The organism is Pleurocapsa minor HA4230-MV1 (assembly GCA_019359095.1).
Lineage (GTDB): Bacteria > Cyanobacteriota > Cyanobacteriia > Cyanobacteriales > Xenococcaceae > Waterburya > Waterburya minor.
Window position 1 is genome coordinate 1 of the sequence record JAHHHZ010000011.1, and the last position, 24823, is coordinate 24823.

Annotated in this window: 20 protein-coding genes; 9 read left to right on the plus strand and 11 right to left on the minus strand. The window is 39.3% G+C overall.

What is annotated here, in order from left to right; translation table 11 throughout:
• Window positions 1–142 precede the first annotated feature (142 nt).
• Complete coding sequence (locus tag KME09_02445; GenBank protein ID MBW4532772.1) at window positions 143–373, plus strand: hypothetical protein; 231 nt, start codon at window positions 143–145, stop codon at window positions 371–373.
• Between the two features lie 258 nt (window positions 374–631).
• Complete coding sequence (clpB, locus tag KME09_02450) at window positions 632–3391, plus strand: ATP-dependent chaperone ClpB (GenBank protein ID MBW4532773.1); 2760 nt, start codon at window positions 632–634, stop codon at window positions 3389–3391.
• A 7-nt stretch (window positions 3392–3398) separates the two neighbouring features.
• Here clpB and KME09_02455 read toward each other — a convergent pair whose 3' ends face one another.
• The 4 genes from KME09_02455 to ruvB all read right to left on the minus strand — a co-directional run bounded on the left by KME09_02455 (window position 3399) and on the right by ruvB (window position 5503).
• Window positions 3399–3560: a hypothetical protein gene (locus KME09_02455; GenBank protein MBW4532774.1), complete on the minus strand. Its 162-nt coding sequence runs from the start codon at window positions 3558–3560 to the stop codon at window positions 3399–3401.
• Window positions 3557–3742 carry a hypothetical protein gene (locus tag KME09_02460; protein ID MBW4532775.1) on the minus strand — a complete coding sequence of 62 codons (186 nt, stop codon included), beginning with the start codon at window positions 3740–3742 and terminating at the stop codon, window positions 3557–3559. Before KME09_02460 ends, KME09_02455 begins: the two co-directional genes overlap by 4 nt.
• Before the next feature lie 209 nt (window positions 3743–3951).
• Complete coding sequence (locus tag KME09_02465) at window positions 3952–4203, minus strand: DUF4926 domain-containing protein (GenBank protein MBW4532776.1); 252 nt, start codon at window positions 4201–4203, stop codon at window positions 3952–3954.
• A 196-nt stretch (window positions 4204–4399) separates the two neighbouring features.
• On the minus strand, window positions 4400–5503 hold the full coding sequence (gene ruvB, locus KME09_02470) for a Holliday junction branch migration DNA helicase RuvB (protein MBW4532777.1): 1104 nt from the start codon (window positions 5501–5503) through the stop codon (window positions 4400–4402).
• Between the two features lie 167 nt (window positions 5504–5670).
• On the opposite strand from ruvB, the gene KME09_02475 reads away from it, so the two are divergent.
• Complete coding sequence (locus KME09_02475; GenBank protein ID MBW4532778.1) at window positions 5671–6222, plus strand: phycobiliprotein lyase; 552 nt, start codon at window positions 5671–5673, stop codon at window positions 6220–6222.
• A gap of 167 nt (window positions 6223–6389) precedes the next feature.
• Here KME09_02475 and KME09_02480 read toward each other — a convergent pair whose 3' ends face one another.
• Together KME09_02480 and KME09_02485 are read right to left on the minus strand one after the other, a co-directional pair.
• Window positions 6390–7298 carry a class I SAM-dependent methyltransferase gene (locus tag KME09_02480; GenBank protein ID MBW4532779.1) on the minus strand — a complete coding sequence of 303 codons (909 nt, stop codon included), beginning with the start codon at window positions 7296–7298 and terminating at the stop codon, window positions 6390–6392.
• Window positions 7299–7420: 122 nt separating this feature from the next.
• Window positions 7421–7750, minus strand: coding sequence for a hypothetical protein (locus KME09_02485; protein ID MBW4532780.1), 330 nt, complete (start codon window positions 7748–7750; stop codon window positions 7421–7423).
• 296 nt (window positions 7751–8046) lie between these two features.
• Here KME09_02485 and KME09_02490 point away from each other — a divergent pair, with 296 nt between their 5' ends.
• Window positions 8047–8778, plus strand: coding sequence for a photosystem II biogenesis protein Psp29 (locus KME09_02490; GenBank protein MBW4532781.1), 732 nt, complete (start codon window positions 8047–8049; stop codon window positions 8776–8778).
• A 96-nt stretch (window positions 8779–8874) separates the two neighbouring features.
• Here the strand turns inward: KME09_02490 and KME09_02495 are convergent, their stop codons facing one another.
• Window positions 8875–11190: a GAF domain-containing protein gene (locus KME09_02495; GenBank protein ID MBW4532782.1), complete on the minus strand. Its 2316-nt coding sequence runs from the start codon at window positions 11188–11190 to the stop codon at window positions 8875–8877.
• Window positions 11191–11300: 110 nt separating this feature from the next.
• Between KME09_02495 and cobN the strand changes: the two genes are divergently transcribed.
• Both cobN and KME09_02505 read left to right on the plus strand, forming a co-directional pair.
• Window positions 11301–15158, plus strand: coding sequence for a cobaltochelatase subunit CobN (gene cobN, locus KME09_02500; protein MBW4532783.1), 3858 nt, complete (start codon window positions 11301–11303; stop codon window positions 15156–15158).
• 63 nt (window positions 15159–15221) lie between these two features.
• On the plus strand, window positions 15222–15794 hold the full coding sequence (locus tag KME09_02505; protein ID MBW4532784.1) for a Uma2 family endonuclease: 573 nt from the start codon (window positions 15222–15224) through the stop codon (window positions 15792–15794).
• Between the two features lie 78 nt (window positions 15795–15872).
• Here the strand turns inward: KME09_02505 and KME09_02510 are convergent, their stop codons facing one another.
• The 3 genes from KME09_02510 to dmeF all read right to left on the minus strand — a co-directional run bounded on the left by KME09_02510 (window position 15873) and on the right by dmeF (window position 18773).
• Window positions 15873–16748, minus strand: a complete 876-nt coding sequence (locus KME09_02510) for a metallophosphoesterase (GenBank protein MBW4532785.1) — start codon at window positions 16746–16748, stop codon at window positions 15873–15875.
• Between the two features lie 162 nt (window positions 16749–16910).
• On the minus strand, window positions 16911–17726 hold the full coding sequence (locus KME09_02515) for a class I SAM-dependent methyltransferase (GenBank protein ID MBW4532786.1): 816 nt from the start codon (window positions 17724–17726) through the stop codon (window positions 16911–16913).
• A 96-nt stretch (window positions 17727–17822) separates the two neighbouring features.
• Entirely contained in the window at window positions 17823–18773 is a 951-nt protein-coding gene (dmeF, locus tag KME09_02520) for a CDF family Co(II)/Ni(II) efflux transporter DmeF (protein ID MBW4532787.1), read from the minus strand.
• A 391-nt stretch (window positions 18774–19164) separates the two neighbouring features.
• Here dmeF and KME09_02525 point away from each other — a divergent pair, with 391 nt between their 5' ends.
• Genes KME09_02525 through KME09_02535 form a run of 3 tightly spaced genes read left to right on the plus strand, consistent with a single transcriptional unit; the run spans window position 19165 to window position 23206 of the window.
• Complete coding sequence (locus KME09_02525) at window positions 19165–20340, plus strand: hypothetical protein (protein MBW4532788.1); 1176 nt, start codon at window positions 19165–19167, stop codon at window positions 20338–20340.
• Window positions 20341–20343: 3 nt separating this feature from the next.
• Window positions 20344–21567 (plus strand): NAD(P)-binding domain-containing protein, encoded by a 1224-nt coding sequence (locus tag KME09_02530; protein ID MBW4532789.1) that lies wholly within the window; start codon window positions 20344–20346, stop codon window positions 21565–21567.
• Window positions 21568–21616: 49 nt separating this feature from the next.
• Complete coding sequence (locus KME09_02535) at window positions 21617–23206, plus strand: anion permease (protein MBW4532790.1); 1590 nt, start codon at window positions 21617–21619, stop codon at window positions 23204–23206.
• Here the strand turns inward: KME09_02535 and KME09_02540 are convergent.
• Complete coding sequence (locus KME09_02540) at window positions 23154–24614, minus strand: ABC transporter substrate-binding protein (GenBank protein MBW4532791.1); 1461 nt, start codon at window positions 24612–24614, stop codon at window positions 23154–23156. The genes KME09_02535 and KME09_02540 overlap by 53 nt on opposite strands.
• Window positions 24615–24823: the final 209 nt, after the last annotated feature.

Consider the following 24823-nt stretch of genomic DNA (forward strand, 5'->3'; position numbering starts at 1 on the left):
CAACCTCTGCGACGCGAAGGACGCGAGCTTGCGAGCTAATCCTTTAGGACTAGTCCTTTAGGGTTTTATTAGATTGATGATTAAGAGGCTTGCAGCCTCTTCCTAAGATCTCAAATGGGTTCTATAAGAGAAAGCCACAATTATGGGAGAAAAAGCAGGAATTCATCCAATTGTGCAACTTCATACCCAACTTAGTCAGGAGAAGATTATTAAATCTGCAAATAAGCTTGGAATCGGGATGATTAGTCTTAAACCTTATTATCTTCAGGCTACCAATACAAAAGAGTTGATCTTTGGCTATTCTAGTCTAACTGAGCCGCAACTAACAGAAGGTATTCGCAGATTGGCTAAGATACAGGAGTTATGGCAATGATGCTCAAGCAGGCGAAGATAAGTTTTCTCTAATCTAAGATTTTCTCTAAAAGGCTTGCCAGATTTAAATATGTTTGCTCTGCTAGTTTGAGAACTGATGGTCTTTAATCGGGAGATGGGACTAAAATTGTTATTAAGAGATAATATTATCTGAAATATATTGCCACAGATAATTCTCTGCCTGGATGTAAGTGATTGAAGCCTTGCTACACTGAGCATCATCAATTATCAAATTTAACAACCTTAATTTAGCTAAAATATGCAGCCTACCGACCAAAGTAAGTTTACTGAACAAGCCTGGGATGCGATCGTAAAATCTCAAGAAGTTGCCAAATTATTTCAGAATCAAAACTTAGAGGTAGAGCATTTAATTTTGGCAGCGATCGAACAAGAAGGATTGGCGATCGCCATTTTAGATAAGGCAAATGTTGACTCGCTTAGGCTTAAGCAGCAGCTAGAGATGTTTACTAAGCGTCAGCCAAGAATTGGTTCAGCCCAACTTTATTTAGGGCCAAGTTTAGATCGAATGCTAGATCGGGCGGAAGACTGTCGCGTTAGCTGGGGTGATAATTTTATTTCGATTGAGCATATTCTGATTGGGTTTGCCGAAGATGCGCGTATTGGCAAGAAGTCTTTGCGCAGTTTTAATGTTGATACCCAAAGTTTGGAACTGACTATTAAGTCCATTCGGGGTTCACAGAAGGTAACCAAACAAAACCAAGAGGAACAGTATCAAGCTTTAGAAAAGTATGGGCGAGATCTGACCGAACAGGCAAGGGCGGGTAAACTAGATCCTGTCATTGGTCGAGATGAAGAAGTTCGTCGCGTAATTCAGGTGCTTTCTCGTCGGCAGAAAAACAACCCTGTCTTGATTGGTGAACCTGGGGTTGGTAAAACGGCGATCGCTGAAGGATTAGCCCAACGCATCGTCAACGGTGATGTTCCAGAATCGCTTAAAGATCGTCAGTTGATTTCTCTAGATATGGGAAGTTTAATTGCTGGGGCAAAATATCGCGGGGAATTTGAAGAACGTTTACGGGCAGTGTTAAAAGAAGTCACCGAATCTAGTGGGCAAATAGTTTTATTTATTGATGAGGTACATACTGTAGTTGGTGCGGGAGCTAAAGAAGGTTCAGGCTCTATGGATGCTGGCAACTTACTCAAGCCGATGCTAGCGCGGGGCGAATTGCGCTGTATTGGAGCAACTACCCTCGATGAGTACCGTAAGAATATTGAAAAAGATCCTGCTTTAGAAAGGCGTTTTCAGCAGGTGTACGTCAAGCAACCTTCCGTGGAAGATACAATTTCCATCCTGCGGGGACTTAAAGAAAGATATGAGGTACACCACGGCGTAACCATCACCGATTCAGCGTTAGTAGCTGCTGCCACCCTTTCTCAACGTTACATTACCGATCGCTTTTTACCCGATAAGGCGATCGATCTGATTGACGAAGCAGCAGCCAAGCTAAAAATGGAGATTACTTCTAAACCCAGTGAATTAGAAGACATAGATCGCCGAATTATGCAGCTGGAGATGGAAAAGGTCTCTTTAAGTGGTGAAAGCCAACGTTCAGGAGTGGTGATCATCGATCGCTCATCTAGGGAAAGATTAGGCAAAATTACGGCAGAAATTGAAACCTTAAAAACTAAACAAGAAAGCTTGTCGGCTCAATGGCAATCAGAAAAGAGCCTTTTAGATGAGATTAATGCTCTCAAGGAGGAAGAAGAAAAAACCCGTCTGGAATTAGATAAAGCCGAACGGGCGTTTGACCATGAAAAAGCAGCTCAATTAAAGTATGGCAAACTGGAAACTTTACAAAGAAATTTAGAGGCTAAGGAAACCAAGCTCATCGATCTGCAATCAGAGGAAACCACCCTGTTAAGAGAACAGGTATCAGAATCTGACATTGCAGAAATTGTGGCTAACTGGACAGGAGTACCGATTAATCGTCTCTTAGAATCGGAAAAACAAAAGTTACTCCAGCTCGAAGGACATTTGCATCAACGAGTAATTGGACAGCAAGAGCCAGTAGCTGCTGTATCCGCAGCAATTCGCATGGCAAGAGCGGGCATGAGCGATCCGAGTAGACCAATTGGTTCATTTCTCTTTATGGGGCCAACAGGAGTCGGTAAAACGGAATTAGCCAGAGCCTTGGCAGCATTTTTATTCGATAGTGAAGACGCGATGGTGCGGATTGATATGTCTGAATATATGGAGAAACACGCCGTATCTCGTTTGGTAGGTGCGCCTCCTGGATATGTTGGTTTTGAGGAAGGAGGACAGTTAACCGAAGCAGTACGTCGTCGTCCTTATTGCGTGGTGCTATTAGATGAAGTGGAAAAAGCGCATAAGGATGTCTTTAATATCTTGCTTCAGGTGCTTGATGACGGTAGAATTACCGATTCTCAAGGACGAGTAGTAGATTTTCGCAATGCCATCATTGTCATGACCAGCAATATTGGTAGTGAACATATCCTTAACGTCAAAGGAAACGATCAAGATTACGACCAAATTCAGAATCAGGTAACCCAAGCTTTGAGAGGTCATTTTCGCCCAGAATTTCTCAATCGGATCGACGATTTAATTATTTTCCACGGCTTAAAGAAAGAAGAACTCAAAGAAATTGTCACGATTCAAATCAAAGGTATTCAACGCTTATTAAACGACCAGAAAATCAATATCGAACTATCTCCCGCAGCTCAAGATCGAATTGTGACTATCGGTTACGATCCTGCTTATGGTGCGCGTCCTCTCAAACGAGCGATTAGACGAGAATTACAAAACCCCATTGCCACAATGATCCTTGATAGTACCTTTACCGCAGGGGATAAAATTATTGTTGACTGTGTAGATGACAAGCTGATCTTTAGCAAAGAATCTACTTCCCAGCCTCTTGAACTTGAGCAGGCAAAATCTTCAGAACCAGCCAAACTGAAAACCAAAAAGTCTGCTGAAAATAAGCAAGCAGCAAAACCAAAATCTGAAGAAAAACCCGAGGTAGTCTCCTCAGAAAAATAGTCGCTCGTTATTTGTCACAGAAATAGCGATCGCACTCATAACTAATCAACGAATCACCTGTATATCCAAAGCCAAACCGATGGTTGTCCAGATGCGATCGCAAGTCAAAACGCGAATATTCAATTTGAAGGTAGGCAAGCAACGCCGAAGCATCCAAAACCACAGTCATTCCTTCACTTCCCGTTTGGCTTCCTCATGCCGTTCGGCGATCAATTCATTGGCTAAACTAGTTTCTTTTGGTAATTGTGAAAACCGCGCTTTTAGTCGCCGTTTAATCGTTTCCTGTTTTTCCAAAATCAATCGCCCTTCTTCTGAACGAGCAATCAAGGTATCACCTTCTTCAAAGCCCAAAAATAGACACGCCCAGATCTCCCAAACTCAAAGAAGTCATTTGCGATAAGTTCGTTCATACGCTGCGTGTCAAAGCGAGTCTCTTCACACCACAGCTCTTCTTCTTGACGTTCGAGGTTTTTTCGGTCTTCGCTGCTAATTTTCATAGCGATCTCAAACTATAAGTGGTAAGTTGGGAAATAATGCTAAAACAGTTGGGAAAAAGCAATTTAAACAACACTCAATTCGTAATTAAGAACTAAGATTTCCTCTGCTGTTAAAGTTGCCATAGCATACTCACATCCTTCAAGGTCGGCAAATTCTATTAAATAATGGTTTTTATTCTCTCGATGATAAACTTCAACAATAGTTCCTACTTGACCTTTAGGTAAATAAGCGATTTCTCTTTCCAAAAGAGTTAACTTTTCTTGAGGAATTGATTGAAGATTAGTAACTGTGTCTAAAAGTTTTGGTTGATTCATTTTATAAATGCAGAAATTAAACGAGGATTACAATTTATATTAGAAATTTCCCAAATAGTGCGAAGTTTAATATTATTCGTCTGTCGAGGAGATACGCCTAGTGTTTGTATTTTCGTTTAGGCGATCGCACAATTAGATCGAGCATTAGCGATCGCTTTAGATTTACCAGGACAAGATTAGAAATTTGATTTTAGTTTTAAAGCAATTCAGTTTGCTGAGGTTCGCTTTCTTGGGGTTGATAACCCAAGTGGCGATAGGTCTTAGCTGTGACCGTTCTACCCCGATGGGTACGGCTGAGGTAGCCATTTTGGAGTAAATATGGTTCGTATACTTCTTCGATGGTTTTACCGTCTTCTCCTGTCGCTGCGGCGATCGCCTCTAAGCCAACGGGCCCTCCATTAAACTGTTTAATAATAGTGTTAAGTACTAAGCGATCTGTCCAGTCCAAACCCTGGGCATCAACATCAAATAAGTTCATGGCGATCGCTGCTAATTCTTCTGTAATTGTCGCCACTTTTTCTACCTGGACATAATCTCGAACCCTTCTGAGCAAGCGGTTGGCGATCCGAGGAGTGCCACGAGAACGACGAGCAATTTCAATCGCCCCAGCTTCGGTAATTGAAGCCTGAAGAATTTCTGCGGTTCGTTTAACAATCAAGGTTAGTTCATCGAGTTCATAGAAACGCAGTCGTTGAATAATGCCAAAGCGATCGCGTAACGGGGAAGACAGCGCCCCAGCCTTTGTCGTTGCCCCCACCAGAGTAAAAGGCGGTAGGGGTATGCTACGGGTTTTAGCCGTTTGTCCTTTACCAATGGTGACATCCAGACGAAAATCTTCCATGGCAGGATAGAGTAATTCTTCTGTCATGCGGTTGAGACGGTGGATTTCATCAATAAAGATAATATCCCCAGGTTTAAGACTAACCAGCAGCCCTGTAATGTCTCTAGGACGCTCTAAAGCAGGGGCGGAGGTGATTTTGCAGTCCACACCCATTTCTGCTGCCAGAATCAAGGACATAGTAGTTTTACCCAAGCCTGGCGGGCCGTATAATAGCAGGTGATCTAGAGGATCTGCTCGATCTTTAGCAGCAGCGATCGCCATATTTAAAATACCTTTAAGTTTTTTTTGTCCAATATAATCGGCTAGCTTCTGAGGGCGAATTTTGGCTTCGTTGTTTTCTGTCTCCTGAGTATTTGCCTGGGGAGAGAGTAAAGTAACTTCGTAACTTGATTGCTTTGATCTATTGGTTTTGTAAGCTCGATCGGGATCTGGAGAGTCAGAAGATCTTTTAATTGCCATTGAATTATATTGCTTTGATACTGCTTCAGTTATATGCTGCTAGCTCGATTGCAGGATGTCGTTAAGTTAGCCCAAAAGGCATAAAAATAATCGTCCTAGTACTAAACTAATTTTAGATAATAAACATTTTTAGGAGTAATTTGATGCGGTTAACTGTACCGACCAACATGATGGAGTTCTTTCGTAAAAGTGAGGGCAAATGGTACACCGAAAGAAGTGTACATCATTTTGATGTGGTAGCAGATGAATCTGGGGAATCGAATTTAATTGTTAAGGTGATTGAATTTGATGACCCTAGAGTTAAACAAGCCTGTGATTTGCAGGGCATAGATCCGCTCAAAGCTAAAGGAGGTGGCAGCTTTAGCTGGCAAGATAATCTAGAGGAAAAAGAGCCAAATCCCAACTACGCTGCGGTGTTGATTGATGTTCCTGACGACGAGACAGGGCGCAGTGGTAAACTGATTCGTGATAAAGGTTATGTTAATGGCTTGCCCGTAATTAGTCGCTATTGGTTTGGTGAAGATGGTATCCTCACGATTAACACCGACTACGATAATAATCAGGGTCAAGAGCGCTGTTGGTTTTTGACGGATGACTTTCGAGTCAGAGTCAGCACGATTCAAATGCTTAATGGCGTAAGTTTAATGGCTTACTGTTCCGAACGTCGTTGTGTATCTCCAGAAGATGTCAAGAAGATGGCGTTAAGTCACTCCCATTAAACTAACTGGCGTTGCTGATTAAGTAATGCTATACAAATGATTACTGCTCGCAGCTGTAAGCTATAAGCTATAAGCTATAAGCATTCACCAACACCAACTAACTCTATAATTTATAATTCCATTTGGATTGTGTTTTTCCTGTATATTTTTTGCCAGCACCAATTTAATTAAACTGGAATCAGTAATACGGAAAATTCAGAAATACATAGTTCATCGTCAGAGAAGTTTTGGAATTGCTTTGCTAATGAAGTTCGGGGGATGGGTAAATTAGGCCATTTTTCTAGCTCAGTCGCCCTAACTTCAAATCCTGCCTCTTTAAAAATATCTAGCATTTCAACACACCTAATTCTGTTGGTATAGAATCCCGAATTATCAACAAAATTGGATTCCCAAAAGTTAGCTTGAAATCTTAGATTATTTAACGATCCATCTAAATGATCTTTTAAATCAACTGTATGAGAACAAACACCATCATCATTGATAACTCGACGAGTTTCTTGCATAATCTTTAGAAACTCATCACGTCGAATATGCTCTAAAACTGCATGAGACCAAATAAAATCTACGGAATTATCTTCAATTTTTTTTAACGATTCTAATCCTGATGTTAAATAAACACCCCCGCAATTTTTCATTATTTCTGAAAAAGATTGTGAACTTTCAATATTGGTAATTGGGGAATTTTGTTGTTTCAAATAGCTAGCCATTTCTTGATAAGATTGAGGATCTTCAATGGCAAAATTATCAACATCAACCATATATGTTTTCTCTCCACCAAGACTACGGCAAATGAGAGCAGAAAAAAGGGAATTTCCTGGCCCTAATTCTAAGCTCGTAAATCCTGGTTTAAGATGTTTTATCTGAGAAACTCGCTGAAAATGCTGTTGAAAAGATTGATAGGCATACTCTGGAACTTCCATTTGGTCGTGCTGAAAAAACCCAATTGATTTCCAAAACTTATCTCCAATAGGTAATCTATAAATCACAATTTTTGAGCCAACTTTCAACCACCAAGGCATAATCTCTTTGATAGATTTGAAAGGAATATTATTTTTGATCCACTTTTTGAGGTTCATCACAATTAACTCAGTATATTTAAACTGTTTTGTTAAGGATGATAATATGTGTTACTGCTGATTTACCATAAAATAAATATTTAGTACATACACTTAACCTCCTGAAAAATAGGAAAATTTTATTAGCTGGGGCGAGCAAAATTTTCAACTTCCTCAACTGCAATATTTTCCCAGGACGAATAACGTTGGGCATAATAGTCTAAAATTTCTGAGATTCTTTGCTTGTCGGTTTCTGTAATTTCTTCAAGATAGCTAATTTCTATAGCTGCCACTTGGCTTTGATAGTAGTCAAACTTTGCTTTTGGATCATGCTCAATCGATCGCATAATTAGACTGGTATCTACTCCCTCTACCTGGCGCAGATGAGCCGCTACTTCTCGATACACAGCCAAGGGTAAGCGATCTGATGTAAGCTGCCGTCTAGTTTTTTGATTTGTAGTTGATGACTGCATAAGTAATTTTAATTTTAAGCTCTAATGTTTAAATCCTAAACTCTTAACTCTCTACTCTTGACCGCGGAAAGCGGTGAACGCAGGCTCTGCCTTTTCAAGGCAGAGTACCGTTCACTTAATTTTCTCACTTTACACCGAGCTTCGGGATCATCAATCTCGGATTCTGGGACATAATCATTGCATAATATAAAGATATGCTAAGAGTTTTTTCTGAATCGATCGCGAATTTAAGCTTGCACCCATTCAGGACTCGTAGGATCAAAAATATTGTTAGATAGAAAAATTAATAACAAATTATGAAAACTGTTTCCGATAGTAAAAGGGCATTCCATAGTGCTTATCCTCGACCAATCAACTCTATCTACCGTCGAGTGATCGAAGAATTGCTAGTAGAGATGCATTTGCTGTCAGTAAACTCTGATTTTAAACCCGATCCGATTTATTACTTGGGAATTGTCACTTCTTTTGAGCGTTTAATGGAGGGTTATCAGCCAGAGTCAGATCGGGTAAAAATTTTTGATGCTCTTTGTATTTCTACCAATGGCGATCCTCAGAATTATAAGTCTCAAGCGGGGACTCTGTTATCTTTAACCAAGGATAAATCAATAGATGATCTAGTGGAGTGGTTTGGCAACCCCACCGCCGAAAATGATGCTGGTTATATTATTGAACCAATTAGGGCGATCGCCAGTAATGATAATTTTAAGTATAGTCGCCTATTTGCCATTGGTATTTATACTTTATTAGAAGAATGCGATCGCTCAGTAGCCCAAGATCAGGAGAAATGTAACGCGACTGTAGATAAAATCGCTGAAAATCTTCATATATCCAGCGAGAAAATGAAGAAGGATCTCGATATCTATCGTGGCAGCCTAGAGAAAATGGAGCAGCTACTTAAAGTGATTGAAGACGTTCTAGAGGCTAGTCGTAAGCAGAGAGAGAAAAGAGAACAGGAAAAACTCGCCAAGCTAGATAAAACCGAGCCGAAAGCCGAAAATCCTGAAACTGAATCAGCAACCGCAGAATAGCCCAATCACAAACATTGCGGTTGTTAAACAGTGGTTAATACTCTGATTGTGGTTAAGAATTAAGGGTTAATAATGCTTGATGATTGACTTTTGGACTTAACCATCTTGGAGTTGGTTATAACGCTCCTCTTTTTGGCTCAGGCTATTAATTTTATTGATGATTTGAGTCGGATTCATTGATTTGAGTAGGTATTCATCTACCCCACATTTGGTAAATTTTTGCCATTCATCATGTTCAAAGCGATCGCAAAGTAGAGATACCCTAGTATAGTCGGCAAGATCGGCATGGGCGATCGCATTGACAATATTTCCGACATCCATCATGGAACAGTCTTGATCGATAATGACAATTCTGGGTTGAAGCAATTCAATTTGACTAACCGCCATCGCCGAATCCGTTAACCACACCACCTGATAATCGATAGTGTTTAGCAGTTGACAAATAAAAGTCGCGCTAGCCTCATCCTCTGTAACCAGCACAATTGTTTGTGAACCTGCCTCCATATGATTAGGAGTAGATGTGGTTGCTGCTAAAGAATGTAAATTATGGCTAGGATGCTCTTTTTCAGGCAGATAAACCGTAAATACTGAACCCTCTCCCAAAGCTGACTCGATCTCAATGGTTCCGCCATGTAGCTCCACCAGTTTTTTGCTTAAAGCAAGTCCCAAACCTGTACCGCCATGAACTCGCTGGCGCACGTTTTCAATTTGTTTAAATTTCTCGAATAGCAACGGGATTTCGTCTGGAGCAATGCCAATTCCCGTATCTTCAATTTGAAAAATCACCTGGTGCTGTTCCCGCCACACCCTAAGTATTACTTCGCCCCCCTCGGGAGTAAACTTAATCCCATTACTCAGGATATGGAAGAGGATTTCTTTCAATCTAATTTCATCAGCCAAAAAACTTGTTTTTTCTGGCTCGATCTCAATTTCCGACCTCAGTTTAATATTTTTTGCCTCAGCACTTTCTTGTAATAAATGTAGAGTATGTTTGACTACTTCAGGCAGCGATACCTGCTTGATTTCTAGCAGATGTTTACCCGATTCCACATCAGAAAACTCCAAAATATTGTTAATGAGAGAAAGCAGATGTTTCCCACTTTGCTGAATCAGATGTAGATATTCTTGCTGTTTTTCTGGCGACAGGTGTATCTTTTGTTTGGTAGATGACCATTGCAGCAGGGTACTAGATAAACCAATCACACAGGTTAGAGGAGTCCGTAATTCATGACTCATGCTACCCAAAAAATCATGTTTCGATTTGCTAGCTGCTTCGGCGGCAATTAAGGCATCCTTTAGCTGTTGAGACTGAGTTGCCACCTGTTTTTCCAGCAGTTTCTTTTGCTGCTGTAGCTGTTGATAGGATTGATGGTTAAAAATAGCGAGCGCTAAATATTCTGCCGTCTGACGCAGAAACTGTACATCTTGATGTTGCCACACTCTAGGCTCACATTGATGGGCAATAATTAACCCCCACAATTTACCTCTGACGTTAATCGGCGTGACTATTTTGGCTCTTACCTGTAACTTGGTCATCAAAGACTGAAGACAAGGATCTAGATTAGAACCTGCTGTAAGATCATTAATCACCAAGCCAAATCCTTGACGGTATTTCTTTCTACAGCCTGAGTTTTGCCCCCAGTAACCTTCTTCCTGCAAATACAGGGTAGAGATAATGTCTTCGCTACTTCGAGCTTCATAAGTAATTGTATCTACTGTTTTAATTGGCTTAATGTTCGTTTGATCGGATTTTAGGGTTACACCCAGCTGATAGACTAAAAGCCGATCCGATTTTAAGAAATTGCAGCTACGATTAATTGCAGTTTGGATAATTTCTGGTAAATTAAGGTTTTGAGCGATTTGAATCTTAATCTGTTCAAAGATTTTTTCTTGCTCTACCTGGTAATGAAGTAAGTTTTCCATTTGCGGACTAGAGTACTGATTATGATTGCGCTCTGTTTGTTCTGCACTGTTCGTTAGCAATTTAACTGCTTTCAAGATAAAATCTGCGGAGTTATCTCTATTTTGGGTTAATTTAGCCATGAGATTTAAACGTAACCTCTCAATAACATTAATATTCCACTTTTGTTTGTAGGCAAATTGAATTAATTTATCGATTATTACTGTAGGATCGAAAATTAAGCTAACCTGATATGTTGTGGCAGCTAATTTTTTTTCTTGATGCAAAAAAGCATTAAAACTTGGTGTTATTAACAGAAAGAATCGCTCTGTTTCTGATTGTTCTAAAACATATTTTTTTGTTTCATTTTTTAATAGATTGGTTAATGTATCTTCTTTAAATAATTGAGTTTCTTCTTTAGATGCCATATCTAACCAAAGTTCAGCAAGCTGTTGCCAAACATGACAATCGACATTTCTTTTAAAGACTAATGAAGATGGGGAACTCGACACAATTAAAATCTAATAACCAAGACAGTTTTCTTCTCTATACAGCTTGGCTCATTTTAATGAGTTTTGACTGAACTGTAATTATTTCTCAAGATTAGAAATCCACTCAAATTATGCATAAAATCGCTGCCCTTCCTGGAGGCTGGAATCCTACCACCGAAGGAGTAATTTTTATCGAACAGTCACCTGCACCAATTATTTTTTTGACTTATGCTGATACAGATATTCAAACTCTTGCCGCTGCACAAACTCTTTTAGATGATAATTTTCCTCACCTGAGAGTTGCTAACTTATTGAATTTACAACAGCAGCTGAGTATAGATGTCTATCTAGAAACTGTAGTTTCCCAAGCAAAGATTGTCATCCTGCGTTTACTAGGTGGAAGTACTTATTGGTCTTATGGATTTGAAAGGATTAAAGAGGTTGCCCAACAAAACAATCTAGCTTTATTTATTTTACCTGGAGATAATGCTCCAGATCTAGATTTAATTAGCCATTCTACCGTTTCTCTAACTGTTGTCAATCAATTATGGCGGTATTTCATTGAAGGAGGAACAGAAAACTATCTTAATGCTTTGCAATATATTAGTGATATTTGCTTACAAACAAATTACTATCCTAATGCTCCCAAATCTGTTCCCGAATTAGGTAAATATAAATGGCAAAGTTATCTGAGTAATTCAGTTGCATTTAGTCATCAACTACGTCCAGAAATAAACTTGGAGCTTAATAAAATATCAGCGCAAAACTGTTGCGGAATATTATTTTATCGATCGCATTATTTAGCAGGAAATACTACACCAATAGATCATTTATGTAAATCTTTAGCCACTCGTAATTTAGATCCGCTGCCGATATTTATTGATTCGTTAAGAAATGTAGAATTACAGCAACAACTGTTAGCTTTACTTAAAGAAACAAAAGTTAAATTATTATTAAATACTACTAGTTTTTCCTTAGCAAAAATTGGCGAGTCGGCTCAGTTAGAATTTTGGCAGCAGTTAAATGTTCCTGTGCTTCAGGTGATTTTGAGTAGCAGTACCGAATCACAATGGTCAACTAGTCCTCAAGGATTAATGCCCAGGGATGTAGCGATGAATGTAGCACTACCTGAAGTGGATGGCAGGATTATTACTAGGGCAATTTCTTTTAAATCGGTACAAACGTGGAACGAGCGCCTGGAAACGAATGTAGTTGTCTATCAACCCAAAAGCGATCGCCTGGATTTTGTCGCCGAATCCGCAGCTAATTGGATTAAGCTGGCGAATACCCCAGTACAAGAGCGTAAAGTAGCTTTAATTCTCGCTAATTATCCCAATAAAGACGGGAGAATTGCCAACGGAGTCGGTTTAGATACCCCTGCAAGCTGTATTAAAATCCTGGAAGCCTTACAACAAGAGGGTTATACCGTTATAGATCTACCCATTACGGGAGATGAATTGATTCAACGCCTGACCAAGGGGATTACCAACGATCCAGAAAGCCGTATTAATCGAGCTTGTTATCAAAGTTTATCTCTAGAGGAATATCAACAGTACTGGGAAACATTACCTGAAGCAGTGCAGCAAGGTATCTCCAACCGATGGGGTAACGTAGGGGCGAATGGCCATTCGCCCTTACAAGAATCGCCCTTGCAAATTGATATTCCTGGGATTCAATTGGGTAATGTGTTTATCGGTATCCAACCGTCAAGAGGTTACGATCGCGATCCGAGTTTAAATTATCATGCGCCAGATCTTGAGCCTACTCACGAGTATTTAGCCTATTATCATTGGTTACGTAGTAGTTTTGGGGTACAGGCGATCGTTCATGTGGGAAAACATGGCAATTTAGAATGGCTACCAGGGAAAAGCTTGGCGCTTTCGGCTAACTGCTATCCAGAGGTCGCTTTGCAAACGATTCCTAATATCTATCCTTTTATTGTTAACGATCCAGGTGAAGGTTCCCAGGCAAAAAGGCGATCGCAAGCGGTAATTATCGACCACCTGACCCCACCCCTCACCCGCGCTGAACTTTATGGTGGTTTAGAAAAGTTAGAAGCTTTAATTGATGAATATTATGAAGCTCAAAGCTTAGATCCTACGAGGCTGAAGATCATTAGCGATCGCATTACGCAACTAGTGCAGCAGGAAAAACTAGACGAAGATCTTGGCATTAAGCCTACTGATACTAAGACTCTGGCACAATTTCTGACCGTTGCCGATGGCTATCTCTGTGAACTAAAAGAAGCTCAAATACGGGATGGTTTACATATCTTTGGTCAATGTCCTGATGGGGAACAACTACGGGATTTAATTATTGCGATCGCGCGTTCTCCTAGTTATGGTCGTCTTGGTCTGACTCAGGCTTTAGCCCAGGATTTTGGTTTGGATTTCGATCCGTTAATCAACATCGCCGATCAAACATGGGTAGGGGCAAATATTGGCGTAGGGGCGAACGGCCGTTCGCCCCTACAGAGGATGAATGATTGGCAGATTGATTACCTCAAACAATTCCAACAATGCCGTAATCAGGGAGATGCGATCGCTATTCTCGAAGAAATTGCCATGGAACTAGTTGATCGCTTAATCCAGGGTGAACCCATTACCTATTACCCATTACCTATCACCTCAATTCAACTCCAGTGGATTCAACAAACCCTGTTACCGAATTTAATTAAAAGCGATCGCGAAATTATTAATTTACTTAGAGCTTTAGACGGAAAATATATACCCAGTGGGGCATCGGGCGCGCCTACTAGGGGCAGACCAGAGGTATTACCCACAGGACGCAATTTTTATTCGGTAGATATTCGAGGAATTCCGACGGAAACTGCCTGGGAAGTGGGAAGCAAAGCAGCAGAAGTGTTAATTGAGCGCTATACCCAGGAAAATGGCGAATATCCCCAATCTTTAGCGATCTCGATCTGGGGAACTTCCACGATGCGTACTGGCGGGGATGATATTGCTCAAGTGATGGCGTTGATGGGAGTTAGACCAGTTTGGGATGGAATCTCTCGTCGGGTAGTGGATTTTGAGATATTACCTAGCTCAATTTTGCAGCGCCCCCGTGTGGATGTAACGGTTAGAATATCAGGCTTCTTCCGTGATTCTTTCCCCAATATGATTGACCTATTAAATAAAGTAACTCAAGCAGTTGCCGATTTACCCGAAACGGAAGATATTAATCCTTTGGGCAACCATGTACGCCTAGAGCAACAGCAACTACAAGCAGAGGGAATAGACGAGGCGACAGCAAAAGAAAAGGCTAGCTATCGCATCTTTGGTTCCAAACCAGGGGCTTATGGCGCGGGAATGCAAGGTTTAATTGAAGCGCAAAACTGGCAGAGTGATGAAGATCTGGCGAGGGCTTATCTTAACTGGAGTTCCTATGCTTATGACGGTACTGGAACAGGTCATGCTGCACCTGAATCGTTTAAAAGTCGCCTCAAGCAGCTACAGATCGTCTTACACAACCAAGATAACCGCGAACATGATTTGCTCGACTCTGATGATTACTATCAGTTTCAGGGAGGTATGACTGCTGCGGTGCGTAGTTTAACGGGTAAAAACCCCGAAGTCTATTTTGGTGATAATTCCCAGCCCAGTAATCCCAGAGTACGTAAGCTAACAGAAGAAATCGCTAGAGTATATCGATCGCGTGTAATTAATCCCAAATGGATTAAGGGAGTTATGCGTCATGGTTACAAAGGCGCATTTGAAATTGCAGCTACTGTAGATTATTTATTTGCCTATGATGCCACGGCTAATTGCGTTGCCGATCATATGTATGAAGGAGTAGCCCAAGCCTATATCTTTGATCGCCAAGTACAGGAATTTATGCAAACCAAAAACCCCTGGGCATTACGAGATATGTCCGAAAGACTCCTAGAAGCCCATCAACGAGGACTCTGGCAAAATGTCGATCCACAAATGATTGATGATCTAAAAGCGATCGCCAATCAATCAGAAGCAGTTATTGAAGAAATCTAGTTATTAAAAATGAAACTTACATTACCCTGTCTATAATAAATCCATAATTAACAAGCAAAGATCATGCAAGTTCCTACTAAAACCTATTATTCCCCAGAAGAATATTTAGAACTAGAAACTACTGCTGAATACAGAAGCGAATACCTTGATGGTCAAATAATACCAATGGCAGGCGGCAAACCAAATCATAATCAACTGGCAATTAATTTAACTAGCGCCATAAATTACAATTTACGCAAGAAGCCATATCGAGTTTTTATGAGCGATTTGCGTTTGATCATTCCCGATCGCTCTTTGTATACTTATCCCGATGTAATGGTAGCTGAAACTCCTTTAATATTTGCTGAAAATAGACAGGACACGATTACTAATCCTATTGCGATCGCCGAAATTCTCTCAGATTCTACGGAAAAATACGATCGCGGTGATAAATTTAGGATGTATCGCACTATTCCCAGTTTTAAAGAATATATTTTAATCAGTCAGACAGCGATGCAGGTGGAGAAATTTACCAAGAATAATGCTAATCAATGGGTATTGTCGGAATATGCAGGACAGAATGCCAAGATTGTCTTTAATTCCTTTGAGTTTGAGATTAGTTTAGATGAACTCTACGATCGCGTCGATTTGGATTAGATTAAAATCTCTAAGTCTCCAATTCCCCAATTCCCTAAGTCCCCAATTCCCTAAGTCCCCAAGTCTTCGAGAAGAAATCTAGGCGTTAATTATCTTACCGAAATCAAATACTTCTCCATCTTTACCAATCCCTTGAATTCCTAAATGGTTTGGCTTAACATCGATGGTGGCAAAACTCAATCTTGCTGCTGAATGAGCAGTCCAATCAGACTCTCCTACAGGACGGATTGTTGCCCCAGCACCGCAGGTTAAATATGTTGTTCCTTCAATCGGCTCGGTACGCTCATAGTTGTGGTCATGACCATTGATATACAGTCGAACGCTATATTTGGCAAACATAGGTGATAGCAGCTCAATTAGTTCAGGACTACTGCCATGCATACCAGAGGAATAGAGGGGATGATGTCCAAAAACGATTTTCCAGGTAGCCTTCGATTTGGCTAGTTCTTGGTCAAGCCAACTAAGCTGATTTGACCAGTCAGCATTTTCATTGGTATCAAGAGCAAAAAATTGCACAATACCTTGGGTAAATGTGTAGTAACGACCCTGCATATTAAATGCTGAATAATTGACTTGATCTACACCATTGTTAGTTATTATGTCGTGGTTGCCTAAAACAGCATAGAAAGGAACTTCTTGTTGCCGAAGATAACGATATGGTCTACCGAAGGTTGCCCCAACCCTTTCTATTTCTCCCTTGTCGTAAATATTATCTCCAGCCAGTAATACTAGCTTGAAAGGATGTTTTTGATAATAGTTATTCATCACATCAGCGATCGCTAATTGTCCAAGGTTTCCCGTTCCCACATCTGCTAAAGCGACAAAGCGAAATGAAGAATCAGATACTTGAGGGACATCCTTAGATGTATTTCCCCAAACAGGTAGGTTATGACTGCTTAAAACTAAACCTAATCCTCCCAAACCTGCTAACCGCAATATGTCACGACGTTTCAAAATTTTTATTGCTCCTCCAAAATCACTTTTTTGCTATTTATATTTTTATCATTGCAAGTGCCAGTATAAAGAAAAATCGTCAAGAACTTTGAAAGAGCTAGCAAACTTGTCCAATTTGCTTACGTCTTTGCTTCTTTGCGTCTTTGTGTCTTGGCGCGAGACTTACAATTGAAAGTGACCTATTTTTACTTGACGTCTGATCGTGGGAATATAACTTAGCCAACCCATTAATCCCAAGCGATTTTTATGTTTGTCAAGATAATGCCATTGATCGAGCAGTTTAATTCCCTCCTCCCAGGTTTCTATTTCCTTTAAATTTTTTATACCCCACCTGTAGGAGGCATCTATGTTTAGTTTTCCTGAGTTAAGTCTGCTGTTTTGGGCTAAAAATATGCCTAATGAATCAAATATTATTTCTGATTGAACGAAGTTATGTTTAATAGCGTTAAATAATTGTTTTACTTCCAGTTCTGAAAAATACATCAACAACCCTTCAGCAATAATTAGTATTTTATCTGAGGCTATTTCTTTGACATTTTGGATCCAGTTAAAGTCTAAAGCAGAATAACTTAAATAGTGAAGTCGTTCGGATTTATTAATTAAATTATCCCAAACAAGTTTGACTTCTGGTAAATCAATACAAAACCAATTAATTGAGCCATTATCTACGCGAAAAAATCTAGTACATAAGCCTGTTCCCAGATTGACAATTGTGGCATCAGGATTTTGATTGATAAAATTTTTGACTAGCTCGTCTATAATCTCAGTTCTAATTGCAATAAGAGCTTGGCTAAACTGAGAATTATTTTCGGCAAAATTATAATTAATTCTTTTTACTATTTCAACTGAATGATCATCTTTAATAATTCCGTCTTGCCTTTTGGTTTCTAGACTTCTTAAATAAAGTGTTGTCAAGAGAGTTTCAGATACTCCTTTTAAGCCTGCAACATTTGGATCATAACTCATAGGTATTTCCATTTTTAGGGGATATATCAGCTGAAACAATAACTATCAGAAACTGTGTCATAACTTTAACCAAGTGTTCCCACTTTAAATTTGATAATTATAATTAGTTTATAACTGATTCGATTTTGAAGTGGCACAAGGTTCCCCATGACATTGATTAACTTCTACCAATATATGAGTAAGAAAAGGTATACCCTGAAGCAAATTTTTATAATATTCGGGCGATCGCGGAAAATGGGTAATTAGAGAAATAGTCGCAGACCAACGATTTTCCCCGATATACCAAACGTGCAGATCGGTAATTCGATTATCAGCATCAGCTTCGATCGCCGTCATGATATCTAACTTCGTCTGCTTATCAATCGACCCATCGAGCAAAATAGCACCACTATCTCTAACTAAATCGTAAGCCCATTTAAAGATAACTCCCGCACCGACTAATCCCATAGCTGCATCTAACCAAATCCAGCCTAAATACTTGCCAGCAAATAGAGCAATAATTGCCAAAATAGAAGTTAATGCATCTGTAACCACATGAATATAAGCAGCTTTGAGGTTGCGATCGTGGTCATGATGATGGTCATGATGATGATGGTCATGGTGATGATCGTCTTGCAACAACCAAGCACTGACCAAATTTACCAGTAAACCTAAAATAGCGATGACGATCGCTTGATTAAATTGAATAGTAACAGGTTGAACAAAGCGAGTTATTGATTCAATGGCAATAGTCAAAGCCGTTACCCCTAAAACAACAGCACTGGTATAACCACCAAGAATAGTGACTTTTCCTGTACCAAAGGTATACCTAGGGTTATGAGCATGACGACGAGCATAGCGGTAAGCAAACACGGCAATCCCAAACGCTGCTACATGAGTTGCCATGTGCCAACCGTCAGCAAGCAAAGCCATTGAACCGAAGAAACTTCCCGCGCCAATTTCCAACACCATCGTTACGGCTGTCAGCCACATTACTGTCGTGGTATTTTTTTCAGCGCGATCGTGATTGACTGAAAAATCATGGTCATGCTGCCACTGTTCCAATGTATCCTTGTGCATAAGAACGCTCCTGTTTAATTGCCTTAAATAATTTTAAAAAAAATTAAGGTTATAGAATTAATATATAAACTTCTCGTGCCAAAAAATCGGTTAATAGTAACTTAAATTTTGCTAGGGCGATCGCTGGAGATGTTGATCCATTTCCTTATCCTTTTACTTCACCGCCTCCAAATAAACCGAGCAAGTATTTTTCTGCTGAAGTTTTTGGCTATTGCAATATTTTTTCAATTGTGTTTTCATAAACCATGATTAAGATCTGATTTAAACCGCTTAATCAAATTTTAATCTAGGTTCTATAGACTCATCTCTATTCGCTTATTAGCAAAACTTTTGATTAGTCTGCTAAGAGTTTTGGCTGCTTACAGAAGTATTAACCAATTAAATTATTAACATGTTATCTACACGACCATTTGAGAACTGTAGTAGTTTGTCACGGGAATTGGAATTAAGGAAACTTATTACAAGTAATCGGGTTTCAATTATTTATATTCATGGTACGGCTAGAAGTGGTTCAACAATCGCTGAGATTGTTTTGAGTCAATTAGCTGATTTAACTATCCATCAACCTTTTCGTGGAATATTGCAAAAAGCTGGAGGACGGTTTCGAGCTACAAAGCTAGATTTTGATGCTGATATTTACGATTCAGCTTGTGGTTTGATTGTTAAACAAATTAATCAATACTTGCAAACTAAACAAAAAATCACAGTAATTATTAAAGAATTAGCTGGTTTTTTTCAACCTTGCATTTGGCAAAGATGGTTAGAGATTCCTGACAAGTTTTTATTTACCATTCGAGAACCGCATATTCAATATATGTCTTGGTTATCAGCTATGACTGATAAAGTTTTTCAAGGAGAAGGGAAATTCCAAGAAAACCGAGATTTTGTCATGAGTAAGGCGCAAATTACTGAAACTTCTGTTTTGTCTGCTGAGTGGGAAGGAACAACTATCAGCTGTAATCAGGTCGCTTGGAAGGCATTAGTTAGTAATTTTTATCAAGTCAAAAAAGAAATATCTAAAATATCTAGGATATCTAATAATAGCAAAAAAATAGCTATTTTAGACTTGGTATTGCTCAGATACAAACCAGAAATCGCGCTTGAGAATACTCTGAAAAAATTGGGTCTAGAATCAAAAATAAATTTAACTGGCTTGTCAAAAATAGAGTCAAAGATTTGGGATCTTAGAGACAAAAATCGTCCGATGGTACGTAAGGCAAATAATAGTAACGCCATAAATCCTTTAACTATAGGAGAAGCAGTTAGCTTAAATATTTTCCCAATTAAATCTCAGCAGCATATCAAAGAACTAATTCCTTTATATTTAGAGTTATTATCGGCTCCAGAGCAAGCCTATCTACCAAGTTTAGCAGAACTAGAAACAACAGAATTGATGGTAGTAAATCCTTTTCTTGCTTATGCGATCGCCTTATTCCATTTAAAAAATCAAGTACAAGTTAATAATTGGTTTCAAACCATTGCTAAAAATAAGTCAATCAAGATTGACAATTTTCAAGGTTCATTGGCGATCGCCAACAATTATTGGGAACAAGCTTCAAAAATTTAACTCATGAAGAATATTTTAATCATTGGTGTTGGATCTATTGGTGCTTTGATGGGTGCTGCTTTAGTTAAAGCTGGGTTGAAAATTACCTTTGCGGGCAAACCAAATAGTAGTTACACTCAAACAATCAAAAAACAAGGTTTGCACCTATACTATGCTAACGGAGAAAGTTTGTGGATTTCTGCTCTGCATCCTCAAGTCAGATTTGTCGATACGTCAACGGATCTAAAGCAAAAGTTCGACATAATTATTGTTGCTCTTAAAAGCAATTACTTAACCGAAGTTATCTCTTATATTCATGCACACTCTACTCCAGAAACAATATTAATTCATGCTCAAAATGGGATACCCTACTGGTGGTTTAATTGCGATCGCTATCTAACTTCTCTGAGTAAAAATATATTTAATGACTTAAATTCTCGTCACTTAAATACTGTCGATCCCAATGGCAAATTGTATCAAAACCTAAATCAATTTAGATCTATTGGCTGTGTAGTTAAAGCACCCTGCCAAAGAACTTTAGAAGGAAAAATAATTGTCAGAAAAATACCTCAGTTAATCTTAGGTTCAACTAAAAAAGATGGTAATTATCAACAGCAAGAAATAATTCAATATCTGTGCAATCTATTTTCCCAATCGGGAATCAAAGCTAGCTACACTAATGAAATACGCATTGCGGTATGCAATAAATTGGCTATTAATCTGACTACCAATGTTTTTTCGGCGTTGACAGGTAAAGTTATTGCTGAGTTGACTGCTAATTCTTCGATCAATAGTTTAATTAAGACTGTGATTGCTGAGATGCGTCATATTTTTAGTTGTTATGGCATCCCTTTAGCAGAATTACCAACAGAAGCAAAAATTTATGCTTATATTAAAACTCCAGGTAGCCAGAGTCATCTTCCTTCTCTGGCTCAAGATTTTGCTCAGCATAAACTAGGGGAAGTCAGTTTAATTACGGCTCCAGTCGAAATGGCAGAAATCGCTAACTTGGAAACACCGATTCTTAAAAGTTTGAGTGGGCTATTGCAGTTAGCTCAAATCTATAGTTTGAACTCTAAAGGAAAATCTCACATTCTTACCTTAGATAGCGATTCTAGCAGCTGTAGCTTAACAGAAGAAGTTCTTCGTGAAAGTGTAATTATTAAGAAAAATCAGATGCCTAATCAAATGCCTAATTCATTATTGAATCAGCTACTTCAAGTTAATCCATTAGCTCTTAGTCAATGATATGGTAGCTAACAGATTTGAGCAGCTAAGGTAAATAGAGAGTTGAAAAATTGAAGTAGTGACAAAAATTGTAACGAGTTTAAAAAACAAAAAAAACATAAGTAGTCATCAATCGTCTGTTGTCAATTATTCATTCCAACTTAAGCAGCATTCTCCAGTTAAATATTTAATCTTTATTTTACCTAGTCTGATCTGGTTGACTTGTCGCCGACTAGGATTAACGAAGATTGCACAAAGGATTAATAAATCTTGGTTTTTGCCGTTGCTGGTTGGCAGTATTATTTGGTATCTACCCGCTCCTACGGGAGTAGATCGACAAGCATGGCATTTGTTGGCTATTTTTTTGGCAACTGTCATCAGCTTTATCACTAAACCGATGCCTATCGGCGCTGTATCAATGATTGCTTTAACCCTCTGCGTTCTTAGCAATACTTTAACTCTTGAGCAAGGATTAAGTGGCTTTAGTGATAAAACTGTATGGTTGACTGTTAGTTCTTATCTTGTTGCCAGAGCAATTATTAAAACTGGTTTAGGCACACGCATTGCCTATATATTTATCACTCTATTTGGCAAAAATACTTTGCTAGTAAGTTACGGTCTATTAATGACGGATGTAATCCTATCTACTGCAATGCCTAGCGGAAATTCTCGAGGTGGTGGGGTGATTTTTCCGATTGTAAAATCTTTATCGACATCTTATGATAGCGATCCTCGAGATGGTACTGAACGTAAAATCGGTGCTTTCTTAATGACAACTTCTTTTCAAGGAACTCAAATTACGACTTCGTTGTTTTTAACAGCGATGGTAGCCAACCCATTAATGGCAGAATTAGCAGAAAAAATTGCAGGTGTAGAATTAGATTGGCTAACTTGGGCTTGGGCTGCTTCAGTACCTGGATTCCTTAGCTTGTTAGTTATGCCTTTGATAGTTTTTTGGTTTTATCCTCCAGAACTTAAATCTACTCCAGAAGCTCCGAAACTAGCCCAAGCAAAGCTACGTGCCATGGGCAAACTCAATCAGCAAGAATGGTCAATGGTGGGAATATTTTTAGTGGTGCTGTTACTTTGGGGATGTGGTAAGCAACTTTGGGGCATAGAAAGCGTTACTACGGGTTTGTTGGGAATTGTTTTGCTGTTAGTTGCTGGAGTATTAACTTGGAAAGATATTATCCAGGAACAAAAAACCTGGGATATATTTATTTGGTTTTCTATTTTGTTAATGATGGCGACTTTCTTAAGCGAGTTTGGTTTGTTTGATTGGGCAACCAATGAAGTTGGCAGTGCCATTAAACACTTATGGTGGCAAGCAGCTTTTGCCTGCTTAATCATAGTTTATTTTTACAGCGGCTACTTTTTTGCCAGTAAAGCAGCCCTTGCTAATACGACTTATCCTGCCTTCTTATCTGTGGCGATTTCTTTAGGGGTGTCACCGACCTATTCTGCCTTGGTTTTGGCTTTTTTAGTTAGCCTATCGGGTTGCTTAACTCATTATGGAACTGCGGTTGCGCCAATTTATTTTGGCGCAGGATATGTTGATGCTGGTACTTGGTGCAGACTGGGATTTATTCTCAGCCTGGCTTATTTATTTATTTGGACTGTGATTGGGGGCTGGTGGTGGCAGTTGACGGGTTTGATTTAGTCGAAAGAAGATCGTTTTCGTCCAAAGGGACAAAGTCATAACCTGTTCCCGACTTGTTTCCTGGCTGAATTTTAATCATAGTTCCTTTTAAATTGCGATCGCCTGAAGGTAAAAAGCTAATATCTGTAGTTGCTCCTTGAGCAGTAAATTCGGGATTAGCTAACACTTGCTGCAATTGCTCTCTTTTTTGACTGGAAGCCATCCCCGTCGAGATCGTTTTGGTAGCATCATAAGCCATTGCCGTACGCCAATTAACGGAACCTCCCCATAGTTTTTCGGCATTTTCGGTAAAGCTATTTTTTGCTTGGGGGGGATACCAAGGTACAGTTAACACCATACCATTGACATCATTTTGTCCTTGTTTAAGAGTTGGATAGGTATTCAAAGAATGATTACCCAACAGAGTTAAACGATCGTCATTGGCTGCTGCTATGTCTAGTGCCTTGTCTACCTTGCGTACCGAAGGTGCCAGTAATAAAGCATCTGCACCACTACTAATAGCTTGGGAAGGAATGTCAGTGGGGTTGAAATTGGCAGCAGAAAGATCGCAGTTGACAGAATTGACCTTCGCACCGTAATCGTATACGGCCCAGGTAAAATTCTCTTTAAACGAAACACTAGCCTCTGCATCAGAATCGACACAAATAGCAATATTGGTCTTACCCGCCGTATTTACTGCATAATTAGCTAGGCTATCAGCCAAATCTCTGGTACTAGGAATAGTACGGAAAATATGATTGCCGATTGTCGATAAAGCCTCTGCCGAACTGCTTGGGGTAACCATAACTACCCCCGCTGTTTCGTAGATGGGAGCAGCAGCAATGGAAGCATCACTGCCTACATGTCCGACCACAGCTGAGATTTTTTTATCCTTAACAAAGACATTGGCAATTTCGCGAGCAAGCTCAGGACTATTGTCATCGTTGGCAATCTCCAACATCAATAGTTTACCGTTGATCCCACCATTATTGTTAATTTCCGTTTGATTTTGAGCTACACCCCGCAAAATCTCTTCGGCTACTCCCAAATCTCCGCCGATGGGAACACTTACCCCAATTCGATAAGGATTTTTAGTTTTTGCTGCTATGGTGTTACTCAAATAAATTCGAGTTTCGGGATCATTGCGATCGCTTTTTAAAGCCGAGCTAAAATCTTCTTGAGCAGCAACATAATCTCCTCGATCAAATGCAATAACTCCTTCTTGCTTTGCTGAATTACTATGGGCAGTAACTAATATTTTATCGCCTAAACTAACTCTTTTCTCAATGGCATTTTTGCCTCCTGGCACGGTAGTCGGAGATTCTCGATGGGTAATCCAATAAACTGTAGGCCCAAAAACGCATAAAATAACAGCATATAAAATAAGCAAAAAGTATCGTTGATTAATATTTATTGGTTGATTAAACATCATAAGATAATGGCAAGAAGAACATTAAAAAGCAACTATTTTAAATTTAAAACAATTACATAGACACTTTATTTTTTAAGCTTAAAAATGCTGTCTGATAAGGATAATATGCAACTTGTGTTGACAAATTTAAACCGTAAACTTTATTAACTTCACTACTTTTAGTTAAGAAACTATCTAAAGTTTATTACAGCTAGATTAATTTTTTA

Excerpts from the sequence above, each read along its gene's own strand:
- KME09_02445 (MBW4532772.1), top strand. The coding sequence starts at position 143 with ATGGGAGAAAAAGCAGGAATTCATCCAATTGTGCAACTTCATACCCAA.
- clpB (MBW4532773.1), top strand. The coding sequence starts at position 632 with ATGCAGCCTACCGACCAAAGTAAGTTTACTGAACAAGCCTGGGATGCG.
- KME09_02455 (MBW4532774.1), bottom strand. The coding sequence starts at position 3,560 with ATGACTGTGGTTTTGGATGCTTCGGCGTTGCTTGCCTACCTTCAAATT.
- KME09_02465 (MBW4532776.1), bottom strand. The coding sequence starts at position 4,203 with ATGAATCAACCAAAACTTTTAGACACAGTTACTAATCTTCAATCAATT.
- ruvB (MBW4532777.1), bottom strand. The coding sequence starts at position 5,503 with ATGGCAATTAAAAGATCTTCTGACTCTCCAGATCCCGATCGAGCTTAC.
- KME09_02475 (MBW4532778.1), top strand. The coding sequence starts at position 5,671 with ATGATGGAGTTCTTTCGTAAAAGTGAGGGCAAATGGTACACCGAAAGA.
- KME09_02480 (MBW4532779.1), bottom strand. The coding sequence starts at position 7,298 with ATGAACCTCAAAAAGTGGATCAAAAATAATATTCCTTTCAAATCTATC.
- KME09_02485 (MBW4532780.1), bottom strand. The coding sequence starts at position 7,750 with ATGCAGTCATCAACTACAAATCAAAAAACTAGACGGCAGCTTACATCA.
- KME09_02490 (MBW4532781.1), top strand. The coding sequence starts at position 8,047 with ATGAAAACTGTTTCCGATAGTAAAAGGGCATTCCATAGTGCTTATCCT.
- cobN (MBW4532783.1), top strand. The coding sequence starts at position 11,301 with ATGCATAAAATCGCTGCCCTTCCTGGAGGCTGGAATCCTACCACCGAA.
- KME09_02505 (MBW4532784.1), top strand. The coding sequence starts at position 15,222 with ATGCAAGTTCCTACTAAAACCTATTATTCCCCAGAAGAATATTTAGAA.
- KME09_02515 (MBW4532786.1), bottom strand. The coding sequence starts at position 17,726 with ATGGAAATACCTATGAGTTATGATCCAAATGTTGCAGGCTTAAAAGGA.
- dmeF (MBW4532787.1), bottom strand. The coding sequence starts at position 18,773 with ATGCACAAGGATACATTGGAACAGTGGCAGCATGACCATGATTTTTCA.
- KME09_02525 (MBW4532788.1), top strand. The coding sequence starts at position 19,165 with ATGTTATCTACACGACCATTTGAGAACTGTAGTAGTTTGTCACGGGAA.
- KME09_02530 (MBW4532789.1), top strand. The coding sequence starts at position 20,344 with ATGAAGAATATTTTAATCATTGGTGTTGGATCTATTGGTGCTTTGATG.
- KME09_02540 (MBW4532791.1), bottom strand. The coding sequence starts at position 24,614 with ATGTTTAATCAACCAATAAATATTAATCAACGATACTTTTTGCTTATT.